We start from the raw sequence: 16,221 nt of genomic DNA on the forward strand, positions 1-16,221 counted from the left end.
GGGCATGTCAACGATCCGGATGGAACATGATCATGCGGTGGAACTGCTGAATAGGGTGATGAAACGGATTGAGCAAGTCATTATTGGGAAAAGGAAGGAAATCGGGTACATTCTGACCGCCATGCTTAGCGATGGCCATGTTCTTCTGGAGGATGTGCCCGGCACGGGGAAAACGATGCTTGTGCGTGCCGTAGCATCTTCGTTGGGCTGTTCCATGGGACGCATACAGTTCACCGCGGATGTCATGCCTGCCGACGTTACGGGAGTTTCCATCTATCATTCTGCGACCGGGGAGTTCCGCTTTCGTCCCGGCCCGGTGATGTCACACATCGTTTTGGCCGACGAAATTAACCGCGCGGCACCGCGAACGCAGTCCGCCCTGCTGGAGGCGATGGAGGAGCGCTGCGTTACCGTCGATGGTACAACTCATGCGCTTCCCCGACCTTTTTTGCTGCTCGCGACACAGAATCCGCTTCAGTTCGAAGGAACATATCGATTACCTGAAGCACAGCTGGACCGTTTCATGATGAGGATCGGTCTTGGTTATCCAGAGCCGGAGCAGGAAGTGGAACTTTTGTCCAGGGAGCGGAGCAGGGAACGGGTGGAGGGAATGAAGCCCGTCCTGCTGGCCGAAGAGGTGGTTGCGATGCAGCGCGAGGTAAGGCATGTACACGTGGATGCCGTCATTAAGCAATATCTTGTTGCCGTGGCCGTAGCTACCCGAAGCCATGCCGCCGTCAGGCTTGGAATCAGTCCGCGAGGAACGCTGGCGTGGATGACCGCGGTACAGGCACATGCTTATTTGCACGGAAGAAGTTATGTCGTTCCGGACGACGTGAAGGCAATGGCCGTGCCCGTCCTCTCGCATCGCATCCAACTGAAATCGCAGAACAGGACCGACGGAAGCAACGCTCAAGAGCAGGTCATTCACGATGTGCTTTCAACGGTTCCCGTTCCCGTTCAGATGGCGGCGCAAGGAAGGGGACGGCGGTCATGACCGGGATTGGAGGGCGGCTGGTTCATGCGATGCTGGCAACTGCGTTGGTTGCCTTATATGTATGGCATGGCGGGAGATCGACTCTTTTTCTGGCTGCGATGGCGGTCATCATGTGGGTATATGGACTGCTGCTTCACATGCTTGGGCCACGTCGCATTCGTATTCGCAGGCATCTCCATTCCGACCGGATTGCCGTGGGGGACGTTGTCAGGGTGCGGGTTGAATTGGCATTCGATTGTCCCATCCCCCTGTTATGGATCGTTGTTTCTGACAATACGCCTGCCGGCATGCATCGAAAATGGTTCTTCCCTGGCATGAAAAGACATTTTTCATACGAGTATGAACTAAACGGGCTTCGCAGAGGGGTTCACTCATGGTCCCCCGGACGGCTTTACTGGGGCGATGCGTTCGGCTGGAACACGGCTTCTTCTGTAACGAAAGGAAGCGAACCGATCGTGGTTACGCCTGCGGTTGGAGACGGGACGGAGATTGAAGCAGGCAGCGGCTGGGCCGGTTCGGAAGATGGAACGGCGCACGATCCCCATACTACGGATAGCAGCGGTTTCGAGCTCCGCGAGTATCGGGAAGGCGATCCCCTCAGCCGGATTCATTGGAAAAGCTCGGCCAGAACAGGCAAACTGCATACATTCCTGCCGGAAACTTCGCCATGCGCTTCACTAGCTGTGCTTTTATATGAAGGAAGGACGGGATATCAGGCCCAAAACCGTGATCAGCACGATCATCCAGGGTTCGAACGGGCGGTGCAAATGGCTGCGCGCCGAATCCACGATGCCGACATGGGCCATATCCCGTTAAGGCTGTGGCTGGAGGGGAAGGAGCCCGGCATAGACGATGGTGATCGGCCATTCCCAAGGCACGCGGAGAGCGCTGAAGACAGTCTGGAATGCGCTTTGTACAGATTGGCCCATGCTCGCCTGGATCGTTCGCCTGCCGGCCCTGACAGGCTGGAAACAAGGATGCTGGAAGACTTGCCTCAAGGTTCGGACATTGTTGTGTTTGCCGGCAAACCGGACCAAGCTCTTGTCGAATGGATTCATAGGGCGGCCGATGACGGATTTCGCGTGGAGCTGCATCTGACCGAGCACATGGCGGGAAACGTTTCTATTGGGCCGAATGAAGGTATCCGGGAAGTGAAACCAGGCCATGCAGACCCGTTAAAAGAAAATGCGAAATCCACCGAAACCTGGCTGGAACAGCTTAGGCTGTGCGGCGTTCGTATTGTTGCGGGGCCTGCCGTCAGCGGCAGCTTGTCTTTACCGGGAAAGGCGGTGGTCGTCGATGTGGGTGCGTGAACGAAAAAGCTCTGTTCTGTCATCATTCCCGGTTGGGGAGGTCGCTTGGCAAACGACCGGGGCCCGTCCGGAGCTTCCGATGGTCGCCTCGATCCCCTGGGCGTTCAGGCTGCCGATATCCGCTCTGGTGCTGATCCTTTCCATGGAGTGGATTCATCCGGTCACGTCCTCCGGACAGGAGGGGAGCGAGCGTTTTTTGAGCGTCATGTTCGGCATGTCGGCCGTGCTTCTCATGATGGGTTTGCTGCGTACGAGCTTGATGACGAGCATCGTGCTGCGAATCCCGGTTGTGGTGGTCTCGTTATCCCTGATGTATGGAGGGAATCACCCTGCAGAATGGGCATGGTCATATCCGGCAACGCTGAATGCGGATTTGGGCGCATGGATGGGAAGCGGCCGATTTAGCGCGATGAGCACGGAAACGAAAGGTTTGCTCATGCTCTGTGGATGGAGCATGCTGCTGGCTTCCGTGCAGTATCTCGTTTTGATGCGACGCAGCGTCATGCTGTTTGGCATGGGCACGATGCTGTTTTTGCTATTGCTCGAAGCATTGGTGGGGTTCGATGCCTTTGGTTCCATCGTGCGGTCCGTCTTATGGTTGTTGAGCATTCAAGGTTTGCTGCAATTTTTGCGCATTACCGGCGGAGGGGGGACATACCGCCGGCGGGCCAGAACATACGGTGCATGGTGCGGCATAGCGATGGGGTCCGCAGCGTTTCTTATCCTGGTATCAACGCTTCCCATCCAGTTGGGAACGGTGGCTCCGGCCGAACGGATCTCCTTGAGCCGAATGGCCGAAAGCCTGGCCAAATGGGCAGGATATGCTCCATCGGGAAGCATTCCTGCCTCCTTGTCCGTCACCGGATATGGTACGGTGGATGCACCGATGGGCGCGCCGTTAACCCAAGGAGAAGAGATTATGTTCACGGCTCGCAGCCCTAAGGCAACCTATTGGCGGGGGGAGACCCGTTCCTTTTATAACGGAAATTCCTGGAGCGATGCGGAGCAGCGCTTCAAGCATGCCGATCCCTCAGGTCTGCTGCGGGTTGATGGCTGGGAAAATCAGGCTTACTGGACCCGTATTCGGCAAACGATCACCATGCAGCGGGAGTGGCGGGGGCCGAGCCCGCTTTTTACGGGAGGTGTTCCGGTTCGTTTTACCTTTCTGGATCGCAACAGCGGGCACGAACCGAGCGGCCGGGAATTGCTCTCTAATGAAGATACAGGAACGTTATGGCTGGCAGGGGCTGCCGGAAGTGCGGGCGGAGTGCAGGCATATACGGTGGATGTCATGATACCATCCGTTGCACCGGAACAGCTTCGGTCGCTTGCCGCCATGCCTGGGAGCGGCGATCCTGCGCCAGTTCGCAGAACGTATCTTCAACTGCCGGACACGCTTCCGCAGCGCGTGCGTGACCTTGCATCCGACATCGTTCGGGAAAGCGAGACCCGGTATGATGCCGTTCAGGCGGTGAAAACGTATCTCGGTCAGCATGCGTCATACACGCTGGATACCCGCATGCCTCCGCGTGGAACGGATTTCGTAGACGATTTCCTGTTCGTGACTCATGCCGGGTATTGCAACCATTTCTCTACGGCGATGGTTGTGCTGCTGCGTGCGGAGGGCATTCCCGCGCGGTGGGTGAAAGGTTTTGCCCCCGGAGAACCGGATCCGCAGGTTCCGGATCGTTATGTTATCACCCAGGGGGATGCCCATTCCTGGGTGGAGGTGTATTTTCCCGGCGCGGGCTGGATTCCGTTTGAAGCAACGCCGGGATTCGGGCCGGCGCTAGGCGCTGATGCGGGCGCTGCGGCGGCCGCCGGGCAGCAGCCCGGCGAGGTTGCCCCGCCGCCGCAGGAGCATGGCGGCGGCATGGGCAGTGCGGGCGCGTGGCTGCACGCGCGCGCCCGGGAGCTTGCCGCGGACCCGTGGCCCGCGGCAGCCCTTGCGGCAGCGGCGCTGCTGCTCGCCGCCGGCGCGTTCCGCATGCGGCGGCTTCGCCCCGCGCTGCGGCTGTGGCTGCTGCTGGTGTGGCCGCGCAGCAGCTTTCCGGACCGCGAGCGGCTGCTGCGTGCCGCCGCTCCGGTCTGGACCGCGCTCGCGCGCCGGTACGGCCCGCGGCCGGAGGGCATGACGCTGCGGGAGTATGCAGCGTCTGCCCCCGTGGCCGCGGGCGCGGACAGCGCGGACGTCGCGCGGTTCGCAGCCGACTGGGAGCGGCTGCTGTACGGGCCTGAGCGTCCGCTGCGCGCGGACAGCCTCGATTTCCTGCGCCGGGCACTGCGCCTGGCCCGGCACCACCGGGCCTCCTGACGGGCAGGCGGCGCCAACCCGCCCCGGCCGCTCACATAGACCAAGCCGATCTCAGGCACACGTGGGGTCGGATGCGTAACACCTTAGGGGCGAAAGAGAGTTCGTGGTGTTTGTCACAGTCGTGAGCGTATATATGGTAAAACCGCAGCCTTAAGCGGTATTTGCGCTTTGCTGCCGAGTTCAGTTGAAGATTAGGTTTCTGGACGCCTTGTGTCGCGTTTTGGCGCGAATGGGGCGTTTTTCCACGCAAGGATGAACAGAGGAAGGACAAGCGTGTCCATCGCAAAAATGTCCTTATCCAGTGGAGGTTTGTCCGTCCTGACGTTGCACGGCATACATACGCAAAAATGTCGAATAAAGGAGCTTCTCCTTTCCTTGACGGTATGTTTTGTCGTTGCGTATAATTAGTTTCATTAATTGAGGGAGGCACGGTAATGAACAAGCAAAATGAAATTGTGGTTGTCCTTGACTTCGGGGGCCAGTACAACCAATTGATCGCCAGAAGAATTCGGGATCTGGGCGTGTACAGCGAGCTTTTGCCGTACAACACACCGGCTGAGAAAATTGCGGAATTGTCACCGAAAGGGATCGTATTCTCCGGAGGTCCATCCAGCGTGTACGCAGAGAATGCGCCGCATGTCGATCCGGCCGTTTACGATCTGGGACTTCCGATCTTCGGGATCTGCTACGGCATGCAGCTTATGGCGCAGCAGCTCGAAGGTAAAGTAGAGCGCGCCGAGAAACGCGAGTATGGTAAAGCAGACCTGGCATTCGCTCCGGGCGCTGCCCTGGCCAAAGGCATCGAAGGCGAGCACACGGTATGGATGAGCCATGGAGACCACGTCGTTACGCTTCCTCCAGGATTCAAACTGGATGCAGGTACGGAAAGTGCGCCAATCGCGGCGATGAGCAATGACGAGCGCAAATTGTATGCAGTCCAGTTCCACCCGGAAGTACAGCACTCCGTGCGCGGTAATGAAATGATTCGCAACTTCCTGTACGAAATTTGCGGTTGCGAAGGCAACTGGAGCATGGAAACGTTCATCGAGGATACCGTTAACGATATTCGCGAAAAAGTGGGCGACGGCAAAGTGCTCTGCGCGCTCAGCGGCGGCGTGGATTCTTCCGTTGTAGCTGCGTTGATCCACAGAGCGATCGGCGACCAACTGACATGTATGTTCATCGATCACGGTTTGCTGCGCAAAGGCGAAGCCGAAAGCGTTATGGAGACCTTTGTTGGCAAGTTTGACATGAAAGTGGTCAAAATCGACGCACAGGAACGTTTCCTGTCCAAATTGGCGGGCGTTGACGATCCGGAACAAAAACGCAAAATCATCGGTAACGAATTCATCTACGTCTTTGACGAAGAGTCCAAAAAATTCGATGATTTCGAATTTCTGGCTCAAGGTACGCTGTACACGGATATCGTAGAGAGCGGCACGGCTACGGCTCAAACGATCAAGTCTCACCATAACGTGGGCGGTTTGCCTGAAGACATGAACTTCAAATTGATTGAGCCATTGAGCGCTCTGTTCAAGGACGAAGTTCGCAAAGTGGGAACAGAATGCGGTCTGCCGGACGAAATCGTATGGCGTCAGCCGTTCCCGGGCCCGGGTCTTGCGATCCGCGTGCTTGGCGAAGTTACGGAAGAAAAGCTGAAAATCGTACGGGATTCCGATTACATCCTGCGTGAAGAAATCATTAAGGCCGGACTGGGCCGCGAAATCTGGCAGTACTTTACGGCGCTGCCTAACATGAAGAGCGTTGGCGTTATGGGTGACGCGCGTACGTATTCCTACACTGTAGGTATTCGTGCGGTGACTTCCATCGACGGCATGACGGCGGACTGGGCACGTATCCCTTGGGACGTATTGGAGAAAATCTCCGTGCGCATCGTCAACGAAGTGGACAACGTCAACCGGATCGTGTATGACGTCACGTCCAAGCCGCCAGCAACGATCGAGTGGGAATAGGTCATTAACTATTCATGTTGTTAAGTTCGGGACAAGCCCTGGTGCTCCAGGGCTTGTTTCGTGGACTAACATCGTTATTTCAGCCATAACGGCAACAATAAAGCGAAAAAACTCTCTTTTATCTGCGTAATTTCAGCAGGATCGAAGGGAGTTTTTTTATTTTACTTTCAGATCCATTTAAGGTGGGGCTTGTACACTAAGTACATCAACAACGAAAGTTGCTGAAAGGGGAACGACTCATTATGAAGAACAAAAACAAAATGAACAAATGGACGATGGGTTTAAGCAGCGCAATGTTAGTGGTTATGTTGGCAGGCTGCGGAACGGCGGCACAAAATACAGAAACGGCATCAACGGACATATCGGCGACTGCGGCAGGGGCGTCTGCAACGGACAGTTCCAACGGAGCAGAGCAGACCTCGGAAGCGAGCGAGGGACAAACCGGGCAAGAGGCGGCAACGGACGTTCCAGGAACCATGCTGATGGGTAAAATCAAGTCCATCGATGGTCAAGCCATCACGTTGTACAAGTCTTCCCAGCAGCCCGGCGAAGGCGGCCCGATGAATGAGGGAAAACAACCGCCTCAAGATGCACAGTCAGGAAACGCTCCGGCAGAAGGCGAAGAACCGCCAGCGGCGCCGGAAGGTGGGGAGGGACAAGGACTACCCCCGGGTGAGATGAACACAGAGGGTATGTTCACCGATGAGACGGTTGAAGTTGCCTTGACCGATTCGACAAAGCTTGTTTCGATGGTACAGGGAGAAGAGGGCGGAACCGAAAGTGAGATCAGCCCCGCCGATCTGAAGGAAGGGGACATCGTGAATGTCACCTTGGATGGAGACACCTGGAATGCTTTGGAGGTTCGAGTCGGCGGCGGATTCAGCGGGGGAATGCAGCCACCGGGTGCCTGATGGAAGATATTGCTCTGCAAGAAGGAAGTCCAAACTTAAGGAACATGATTTTTCCTAGGTATGTTATGTTTACCTAACTGAGCCTAATCAACCAGCAAAGGCCCTGACCACCGTTCTTGACGGAGGCAGGGCCTTGTTTCTGCATGGCGAAAAAAGAGTAAGTGATGATTTTCCCCTTAGAAAAGGGGATAACAGCGATCGGAAGATGGTACTGCACTCGCAGCGGCCTTGTGTGATTAATTAATGCGGTTTCTATATCATCTATTTCCCAAGAAGTATTACTCCGGTTTTTCCTCTTGCTGCGTGTAATACAGGCGGAAAATGATGTCCTGATTATGATTGCCGAAGCCTTGTCCGAAGAGGGTGACGCCGCCGATATGCTCGGCATCTTCCTTAACGGCGATGCGCAAGGACCAATAGCTGTTGCGTATACCGATATCGTCGATGCTCACGTCGGATAATTTGACGCCATCCATAAAGGTGCCTTCTTTTTTGATGATCAAATGTTTCAGCAGCCCGTACTGGTTGACGCTTTCGAACCACCATGGCGGGTTCAGCTTGCCTTTGCCTCCGAAATCCCCAGGGCTGGTCCACATGCCCACTTCGACCCCGTTCACGATAAACGTAATGTCCGAAGGCCAGTTATTGTTGGTCAGCGGGGCCTCCGAGGAAATTTCCATCGAAATTTCAAGCTCCTCCGGATTTTCATCCCCCATCAAATAATTCGGGATCTTGTATTCGATATAACCTTGGCCGAACCACAGGATTTTGGCTTTGAGCCGATCCGGGTCCAGGAAGTAGCGCGGATCGTCAAAGATGCCGATGATGGAATCCCGCGTGCATATGCCGCAAGTGGGTTTGATCTGCAAATCGGTGAAGTGGCCGACCGAAATTTCGGTTTTGCGGATCTCCCGCGGAATGACGTCTTTGGTCGGGAATGCGATTTCAAGAGTATCCATGTTAAGGGAGCAAACCTTTTGCGCGGCTCCTCCTTTGCCGGGGGCCATCGCTGACTCGACGACGCCGGCCTTTTCGAGTTTCTTGATATGCATGGTCATGATGGCGCTGCTAAGGCCGAGAGCTTCGGCCAGTTCTTTTATATTCATCGATTTTTTGGACAGCAGGTGCACGATTTGGATGCGCACGTTGCTGGAGAGTGCTTCAAAAATATGCAGGTTTTTTTCGTTCAGGTCGATTTTCAATGTTATTCCTCCGAACAGAAATGAACTATTAACATTATTGTGAATGTTAAACGTAGAATTTAATAATATCGGATTTCGAAAGCAATCACAAGAAAAGTTGAACGGTCTCTTTAAAGAAATATACCAAATATGTTGAAAAAAAACAAAAATTAATCAGAATGATTCGGAAAAATGTAAACAAATTCAAATCATTGGAGAGATTTTACCGTTAAGGCAATTGACACATCTTAGGATTGTATTTTAGTATTTAAGTGAATTAATCAATGTAAATGTGAATTAATAAACAAAAATGTGAATGGGTCTATTCACAGGACAGGGGATGACACGATGAGTACCGCACCGACAGAAACATCGTTTATTAATCCGATTATACCGCAGAGAGCCGATCCATGGGTATACAAACATACCGACGGATATTATTATTTTACCGGCTCCGTGCCGGAATACGACCGGATTGAAGTGAGGAGAGCCCGCACGATTCAGGAATTGGGCGAGGCCGAGCCTGTTGTGGCGTGGCGCAAGTATGACAAAGGGCCGATGAGTGCCAACATTTGGGCGCCGGAAATCCATTTCGTGCAAGGCAAATGGTATATCTATTTTGCTGCAGCCCGCACCACGGAAACGGTTGAAGGCCTCTTCGACCATCGCATGTTCGTGTTGGAAAACGAATCGGCCAATCCGCTTGAAGGCGAATGGGTCGAGAAGGGACAGATCAAAACCAAATGGGAAAGCTTTGCCCTTGATGCCACTTCATTTGAGCATAAAGGCGTGCAATATCTTGTATGGGCACAGAAGGACCCTGACATTGTCGGGAATTCCAATCTGTACATCGCTTCCATGGAAAACCCGTGGACCCTTGGTTCGGAACAAGTGATGATTGCCGAGCCGACGCATGATTGGGAAAAGATTGGCTTTCTGGTGAATGAGGGAGCAGCGGTATTGAAGCGCAACGGAAAGATATTCATTGCGTTCTCTGCGAGCGCGACCGATCACAATTATTGCATGGGACTTCTTTATGCCGATGAGAACAGCGATCTTCTGGCGGCGGAAAGCTGGGTCAAGCTTCCGGAGCCCGTGTTCCAAACGAACGAGGAAGTGGGGCAATACGGACCGGGGCATAACAGTTTTACCGTATCCCCGGATGGAAGCCAAGATATTATCGTTTATCACGCACGCAACTACAAAGAGATCGAGGGCGATCCGCTGTATGATCCGAATCGGCATGCCCGCGCTCAAGTATTCGGGTGGGACGATGCGGGTTTCCCTGTATTCGGCATTCCTGTGCCGGACGGCCGTTCTTTTGAAGTGTAACGACAAACACAGCAAGATTTATTCCAGCAAAGTGGAACAAAGTGGTTGACAATGAAAGCGCTATGAATTACGATAAATTCATAAAAACGTTAATCATTAATTTAAAGATTAATGTTTGGGTGGTCGGAGGGAGCACTCCTAGGCAAGCTTCCTCCATCCAGTTTCCAACGATAATGCAGGGTTATGTTTCAAGGGTTTCCGATTGGATACACGCCCTGCCATATTCGTATGATATTTGAATGCGTTTACAGTTAAACATTTGGGATTGATCATTCTAGGGGGGTTCTTGTGTGAAACGTAAAAAAGGTTTAGTATCCATGGCATTTGTCTTGTTAATGGCTGTTGTGCTCGCAGGCTGCGGCTCGAACGACAAAAATACGATTACGTTCTGGACGCCATTGACGGGTGAAGATGGAGCGTACATGGATCAACTGGTCAAAGAATATAATGCCACCGAACCGGAAATCAAAGTAAAACATGTAGTCACTTCTGACATGTACACGAAACTGTCCACTGTAATCAACTCCGGCAAAGGTATTCCGGATCTGACAATTATCCACGCTGACCGCGTGCCTGGATACGTTAAGCAAAACGTACTGGAACCGATGACGAACGTGCTTGCCGGACAGCCGGAGATCAAGGAAGAAAATTACTTGCCGCAAGCTTGGTCCACGGGTAACATCGATGGCACGCAATATACCGTTCCTCTCGATATTCATAGCAACGTCATGTATTACAACAAAGACTTGTTGAAGAAATACGGCGTCGAATCTTTCCTGGACGACAACGTTGTGACCATCGACGAAATGCTTTCCCTGCAAGGGAAGCTGGATGAGGGCGACTATGTCGTCAATGATGCCCTGTTTGGTTGGGTTGTTCTGGGCCAATTGCAGAACGTCGGCGGAGACGTACAGAAAGACGGTAAACCTTCGATCAATACACCGGAAATGAAACAGGTTTACGAAAGCATCAAGAAAGTTGCCGATGCCGGCCTGATGACCCCATTCGGCGAAGATGGGTACTTGATGTTCCAATCCGGCAACGTACTGTTCTCTACGGACGGCACATGGAGCTCCACGGCGCATGCGGCCGTTGAAGGTTTGAACTTTGGCGTAACGAATGTGTACTCAACGACTGCCGATAAGTTTACGAACCGTTCTTCTTCCCACTTGTTCGCCATGATGAAGAATGAAGCAAGAACCGATGAGAAAGAGCAAGGCATCGGCAAGTTCCTGGAGTTCATCCGTCAGAATTCGATGGAGTGGGCGAAAGCCGGACAGACCGTAGCAAGTAAACAGGTCATTGAGAATCCCGAATACAAAAACTACATGCAATCGTTCTTCACATCTAACGATAAAGAAATCGAATCCCTTTACATTTACACGTATGAGTATTATCCATATATTGCAGAAGTCGTGGATAAATATTCCGTAGACATCGTTCGAGGCAATGTCGACCTCGATGAAACGCTGCAGACGATGCAAAAGGAAGTTGAAGACAAGATCGCGCAAGGCAGCAGCGGAGCCCAATGATGCCGGAACGACACAAATGGATGTGTGATGCGCACCCCGCCATTTAATTGCATTAAAAGCAATGTGCCACCTGGTTGGCGCATTGCTTTTCCCAAAGGAGAAATGAAAGGATATGAATAAACGATCTTTTGCACCGTTCCTGTTCGTTGGCCCTCACTTGATCCTGTTCCTGATGTTCATTTTGCTGCCGACGATTTACGGTATTTATGCTTCTTTCACGAAATGGAACCTGATCAACGATCCGGTATGGGTTGGATTGGATAACTATAAAACCATTTTATTCGATACCGAGTCCTCTTTCCACTTCCAGTTTTATAACGGTTTGAAGAACACATTGATCTTTGTGGTGTTAAGTGTGCCGCCTCTCATTATCATTCCGCTTCTGGTTGCGGTTGCCCTTGAGCATAAGAAGGTCAAGTTCAAAGGTTTCATGCAGGCCATTATCTACATTCCGGGTCTGATCTCCATTTCGGCGGCGGCCCTGATCTGGTCCCTTATTTTCAACAAGCAGTTGGGGATTACCGGGAATGTGTTCGGATCGGAAATATCCTGGGCGGCGAATCAGCCTTATGCATGGATTATTATTATCGTGATTTCAGTCTGGGGTGCCGTTGGTGGAAACATGATTATTTATCGTGCCTCAATCAATGGCGTTCCGGGTGATTTGTACGAGGCCGCCGAGATGGACGGTGCAGGGCCTGTGCGCAGATTTTTCAGCATTACGCTCCCTTCCATTCGTTTTCCGCTGATTTTCACGTTTGTCATGACGACAGCAGGGGCGTTTAACGTCTTTGGACAGCCTTTGATGATGACTAAAGGTGGACCGCAGCAGAGCACTCACGTGCTGATGATGTACATTCGGCAGCTGGCCTTTGGCTCCGGCGAATCGGTAGCCGGGATGGCTTCCGCGATGGCCGTGTTGCTTGGTTTGGTCATTCTGGTGATCTCCGCGCTGCAGTATTACGTGATGAACCGGAATGCCAATTAGATTGGCGGAATCGAACGTGGATAGGGAAGGAGCAGGTACAATACAATGGCGAAAAAAATAAGCATATCCAAATATATATCGTATCTCTTTTTGATCAGTATTTGCATCGTATGGGCTGTGCCCGTCATTTTCGGCATCACAACATCATTTCGTTCGCAGTCAGAGGTCGTATCGGCAGGTTTTAGTCTGCTTCCTAAAGAGTGGGACTTCGGCAACTATCTTGCCGTCTTGCAGAACACTTCAACCGCACCGATATTAAGATGGCTGGTGAACTCGCTTGTCATTGCCATTTCGCATACGGCGCTGGTCGTTTTGATCATTTCCCTTACGGGTTACGGTTATACGCGTCTCAAGTTTAAGGGAAGAGATGCCCTCTTCTTCACGCTGCTCGGCATTTCGTTTTTCCCTGGTGTCGTCAATCTGATTCCTTCATATAAAGTGATCGAAGCGCTGGGCTGGGTTAATACCGCCTGGGCGATGATCATCCCGGGGCTTGCGGGTATGGGGAATATCTTCCTCGTTCGTCAGTTCATGAAAGGCATTCCGCATGAATTGGACGAATCCGCCAAAGTGGATGGAGCAGGTGAGTTCAGAATTTACTATTCCATTATTTTGCCGCTCGTGAAACCGGTACTGATCGTCTGTGGTCTGTTCTCGTTTATCGGGTCTTGGAACGACTTCCTCTGGCCTGTTATCGTGTACACGGATGTCGAAAAAATGCCGATCACGGCAGGATTGCTGCTGCTGCAGGATATCTACGGAAACTACCGGATGATCGGACAATTGATGGGGTCTGCGATTTTGGCCATCATTCCGACACTGCTTCTGTTTATTTTTGCCCAAAAATATTTCCTTCAATCCATTAACCTCAATTCCGGGATTAAAGGGTAATGAAGCGATAACATTCATGCTTGGCTGTCGTGAATTACGGCAGCCTTTTTGGTGTTCTGTTCATATTTTTTGCTTGAACACGAACATTTGGTTTCGGTTTCAGTTTTAACATTCGTTTTTGTCATTGACAAATAGGGGACACCGCTTCTAAAATAGTGATGGAAAACAAACAAATCGCGCATACTGTTCGTATAATCCCGGGAATGGGCTCGGGAGTCTCTACGAGATCACCCTAATGATCCTGCTACGAAGAGGAGAAGATGCGGCACTATGAATTCTGCATGCAATGCGTTACCATGCGCACATGGGAATTCTTTTTTGTCTCTTCATTAGAAGAGGAGTGCCGGTCTGACCAATCGGAACCCTGGGTGCTTAATCATATGCTCAGGGTCATTTGTCGTTTTCGAAATGGCTTCATTTACTCTAAGGAGGAGTTAGTAAAACATGGATCGGTTCTTTAAATTAAAAGAAAACGGAACGACCGTCAGAACGGAGGTTGTTGCGGGACTTACCACATTCATGACGATGGCGTACATCCTGTTCGTCAATACGTTGTTCCTTGGACAAGCTGGTGCCGGCATGTCGGACAATGCGGTATTTTTTGCGACTGCCGTCGGGGCGGGTTTGATGACCATTATTATGGGGCTGTTCGTTAACATCCCGATCGCGCTTGCGCCGGGTATGGGGCTGAATGCGTACTTCATGACTGTGGTTCTCAGTTCAAATGGAGCGATTACCTGGCAGGCTGCACTCGGTGCCGTCTTTATCTCGGGTATCGTATTCATTATTCTCACTGTGACACGCATTCGCCAGATGCTGCTTGTTGCCGTGCCGCAAACGTTGAAGATTGCCATCACGGTCGGTATCGGTCTTTTCATTACAATTGTTGGTTTCAAATTGGCCAACCTGGTTGCAGTGACGGTAAACGTTGCGCCGGATGCTGACCTGAGCAAGCCTATTCCGGGCAGCAGTTTCAATTTGTCGCTGGGTAACTTCATCACGCATCATGATGCGCTGCTGGCATTGATCGGTCTTTTGCTGATTGCCGTATTAATGGTTATGCGGGTCAAAGGTGCGCTGCTCATCGGTATCGTGGCTACTACGCTGATCGGTATCCCGATGGGGGTGACCAACCTTGATGGTTTGTCCACTGCCAGCTGGTTGCCTAACTTCAGTGATCTGGCAGTGGGTCAGCTTGATCTGAAAGGCGCGATTAGCCTTGGACTGTTTGAGATCATTTTCATTTTTACATTTGTAGAACTGTTTGACACGTTCGGGACGATGGTGGGTACCGCGACACGGATGGGCATCATGAAAGACAAGAAAAAAGGCGAGAAAACGATCGGTAAAGCGATGCTCGTTGATGCTGTCGGTGTCAGCGCGGGTGCTGCGCTGGGGACGAGCACGATTACGGCGTTCGTGGAAAGTGCTTCGGGCGTAGAGGCTGGTGGGCGTACAGGCCTTACCTCGGTAACGACAGGTCTGTTGTTTATCCTTTCCTTGTTCATCGCGCCTCTTGCGCTGGTCGTACCGTCCGCTGCAACGGCTCCTGCCCTGATTATCGTGGGTGTGCTGATGATGAGCCAAGTGCGCGAAATTGAGTGGAATGATTTTCTGCAGGCGTTTCCGGCATTCCTGACCATCGTACTCATGCCTTTCACGGGCGGGATTGCGAACGGGATCTCGGCGGGGATTGTATCCTATGTCGTATTGGCAGTGTTCGGTAACCTGGTTACCGAACGCAAGGTGAAGATTCACTGGTTAATGTGGATATTAGCGATCATTGTGATTTGTCGCTTTGTATTTATGGGCGGGGAATAAAGATAATGAATTGAAGAAAGCGGAAGCGTCCGGGTGACCCGGGCTTTCGCTTTTTTTTGTTGCTTTGCAGCTTAGTGCAGGATGTGCAGCGAGGAACTAAGCGCGGGGTTAGAGCCAGAGACACTTTGGGAGGTGATGACGAAATAGTATCTTCTATATAATAAGTAGGCATTTTCAGTAAGGAGGCAAAGTATGAGTTACGATTTGATGGTATTTGATACGAAAGCTGCCCCGCAGAGCAGAGAGGGATTTCTCGCATGGTATGATAAACAAACAGAGTGGAGCGAAGGTCATACATACAAAGATATCAATGTAAGTGCTGATCAACTTCAGCGTTTTTATGAAGATATGGTTCAAGTATTTCCGTCCATGGATGTGGATGACGAAACGTTTGAAGCGATGGAGGAGGAAGGGACGGACAATCGTTTGACCGAATACTCGATCGGCAGGCATATCATATATGTGGCATTTGCCTGGTCGAGGCAGAAGAGGCATATGAGACAGTGCGAGCGCTGGCAGCCAAACACCAAATCGGCTTTTTTGATGTAAGTGCTCGGAGGGGGGCATTATCAGGCTGTAGTTTGGGGAATGGCATAACAGTACGTAGAAGCTGTGTTTCTTGAGCGTTTGGATAGAAGGGAACTTTTGCGTCACTTTCATTACAGAGAAAGGGCAGGACAATCGGCATTGGTTTGATAATTAGGTTTGAGCTAAGGGGACATCTGATAAAAAGTTAAAAAAAACACTTGCATAATATTTATGTACATGGTATATTCTAATTCCGGCCAAGAAAACACCGAGAAACATGGTGCGGCAAGCAAAGCAAATAAGCTTCGAAAAACGAAACTTAAAAAAAGTGCTTGCAAAGCTGGTTCGGATGTGATAAGATATAAGAGTTGCTAAGGACAACAACTTAGTAACGAAAACGAAGTTTGATCTTTGAAAACTGAACAACGAGTGAGTAATGC

Annotated in this window: 12 protein-coding genes and 1 riboswitch; of the genes, 11 read left to right on the forward strand and 1 reads right to left on the reverse strand. The window is 51.7% G+C overall.

Annotation, left to right across the window (positions count from 1 at the left end; genetic code table 11):
- The first annotated feature begins 4 nt into the window (after positions 1-4).
- The 5 genes from L6H98_RS27220 (at position 5) to L6H98_RS27240 (ending at position 7,508) form a co-directional block, all read left to right on the forward strand.
- The gene (locus L6H98_RS27220) at positions 5-997 is read left to right on the forward strand and encodes a MoxR family ATPase (RefSeq protein WP_236420837.1); all 993 of its coding nucleotides are present in this window, start codon (positions 5-7) and stop codon (positions 995-997) included.
- Positions 994-2,310: a DUF58 domain-containing protein gene (locus L6H98_RS27225; protein WP_236420838.1), complete on the forward strand. Its 1,317-nt coding sequence runs from the start codon at positions 994-996 to the stop codon at positions 2,308-2,310. The genes L6H98_RS27220 and L6H98_RS27225 overlap by 4 nt, the downstream gene beginning before the upstream one ends.
- Entirely contained in the window at positions 2,297-4,624 is a 2,328-nt protein-coding gene (locus L6H98_RS27230; RefSeq protein WP_236420839.1) for a transglutaminase domain-containing protein, read from the forward strand. Before L6H98_RS27225 ends, L6H98_RS27230 begins: the two co-directional genes overlap by 14 nt.
- A gap of 434 nt (positions 4,625-5,058) precedes the next feature.
- Positions 5,059-6,597 carry a glutamine-hydrolyzing GMP synthase gene (guaA, locus tag L6H98_RS27235; RefSeq protein ID WP_236420840.1) on the forward strand — a complete coding sequence of 513 codons (1,539 nt, stop codon included), beginning with the start codon at positions 5,059-5,061 and terminating at the stop codon, positions 6,595-6,597.
- A 242-nt stretch (positions 6,598-6,839) separates the two neighbouring features.
- Positions 6,840-7,508: a hypothetical protein gene (locus L6H98_RS27240; RefSeq protein ID WP_236420841.1), complete on the forward strand. Its 669-nt coding sequence runs from the start codon at positions 6,840-6,842 to the stop codon at positions 7,506-7,508.
- A gap of 278 nt (positions 7,509-7,786) precedes the next feature.
- Here L6H98_RS27240 and L6H98_RS27245 read toward each other — a convergent pair whose 3' ends face one another.
- The gene (locus tag L6H98_RS27245) at positions 7,787-8,710 is read right to left on the reverse strand and encodes an ArsR family transcriptional regulator (RefSeq protein ID WP_236420842.1); all 924 of its coding nucleotides are present in this window, start codon (positions 8,708-8,710) and stop codon (positions 7,787-7,789) included.
- Positions 8,711-9,037: 327 nt separating this feature from the next.
- Between L6H98_RS27245 and L6H98_RS27250 the strand changes: the two genes are divergently transcribed.
- The 6 genes from L6H98_RS27250 (at position 9,038) to L6H98_RS27275 (ending at position 15,802) form a co-directional block, all read left to right on the forward strand.
- The gene (locus L6H98_RS27250) at positions 9,038-10,021 is read left to right on the forward strand and encodes a family 43 glycosylhydrolase (protein ID WP_236420843.1); all 984 of its coding nucleotides are present in this window, start codon (positions 9,038-9,040) and stop codon (positions 10,019-10,021) included.
- A 290-nt stretch (positions 10,022-10,311) separates the two neighbouring features.
- A complete protein-coding gene (locus L6H98_RS27255; RefSeq protein ID WP_236420844.1) occupies positions 10,312-11,553 on the forward strand; it encodes an extracellular solute-binding protein in 1,242 nt (413 codons plus the stop codon).
- Positions 11,554-11,665: 112 nt separating this feature from the next.
- Complete coding sequence (locus tag L6H98_RS27260; RefSeq protein WP_236420845.1) at positions 11,666-12,541, forward strand: sugar ABC transporter permease; 876 nt, start codon at positions 11,666-11,668, stop codon at positions 12,539-12,541.
- A gap of 45 nt (positions 12,542-12,586) precedes the next feature.
- The gene (locus L6H98_RS27265; protein WP_236420846.1) at positions 12,587-13,432 is read left to right on the forward strand and encodes a carbohydrate ABC transporter permease; all 846 of its coding nucleotides are present in this window, start codon (positions 12,587-12,589) and stop codon (positions 13,430-13,432) included.
- 167 nt (positions 13,433-13,599) lie between these two features.
- Positions 13,600-13,699, forward strand: a riboswitch (purine riboswitch).
- 177 nt (positions 13,700-13,876) lie between these two features.
- Positions 13,877-15,253, forward strand: coding sequence for an NCS2 family permease (locus L6H98_RS27270; RefSeq protein WP_236420847.1), 1,377 nt, complete (start codon positions 13,877-13,879; stop codon positions 15,251-15,253).
- Between the two features lie 192 nt (positions 15,254-15,445).
- Complete coding sequence (locus L6H98_RS27275; protein ID WP_236420848.1) at positions 15,446-15,802, forward strand: hypothetical protein; 357 nt, start codon at positions 15,446-15,448, stop codon at positions 15,800-15,802.
- Positions 15,803-16,221 lie beyond the last annotated feature (419 nt).

The organism is Paenibacillus sp. JJ-223 (assembly GCF_927798175.1).
In the GTDB taxonomy this organism is placed as follows: Bacteria; Bacillota; Bacilli; order Paenibacillales; family Paenibacillaceae; genus Paenibacillus; species Paenibacillus hubeiensis.

Excerpts from the sequence above, each read along its gene's own strand:
- L6H98_RS27220 (WP_236420837.1), top strand. The coding sequence starts at position 5 with ATGTCAACGATCCGGATGGAACATGATCATGCGGTGGAACTGCTGAAT.
- L6H98_RS27225 (WP_236420838.1), top strand. The coding sequence starts at position 994 with ATGACCGGGATTGGAGGGCGGCTGGTTCATGCGATGCTGGCAACTGCG.
- L6H98_RS27230 (WP_236420839.1), top strand. The coding sequence starts at position 2,297 with ATGTGGGTGCGTGAACGAAAAAGCTCTGTTCTGTCATCATTCCCGGTT.
- guaA (WP_236420840.1), top strand. The coding sequence starts at position 5,059 with ATGAACAAGCAAAATGAAATTGTGGTTGTCCTTGACTTCGGGGGCCAG.
- L6H98_RS27240 (WP_236420841.1), top strand. The coding sequence starts at position 6,840 with ATGAAGAACAAAAACAAAATGAACAAATGGACGATGGGTTTAAGCAGC.
- L6H98_RS27250 (WP_236420843.1), top strand. The coding sequence starts at position 9,038 with ATGAGTACCGCACCGACAGAAACATCGTTTATTAATCCGATTATACCG.
- L6H98_RS27260 (WP_236420845.1), top strand. The coding sequence starts at position 11,666 with ATGAATAAACGATCTTTTGCACCGTTCCTGTTCGTTGGCCCTCACTTG.
- L6H98_RS27265 (WP_236420846.1), top strand. The coding sequence starts at position 12,587 with ATGGCGAAAAAAATAAGCATATCCAAATATATATCGTATCTCTTTTTG.
- L6H98_RS27270 (WP_236420847.1), top strand. The coding sequence starts at position 13,877 with ATGGATCGGTTCTTTAAATTAAAAGAAAACGGAACGACCGTCAGAACG.
- L6H98_RS27275 (WP_236420848.1), top strand. The coding sequence starts at position 15,446 with ATGAGTTACGATTTGATGGTATTTGATACGAAAGCTGCCCCGCAGAGC.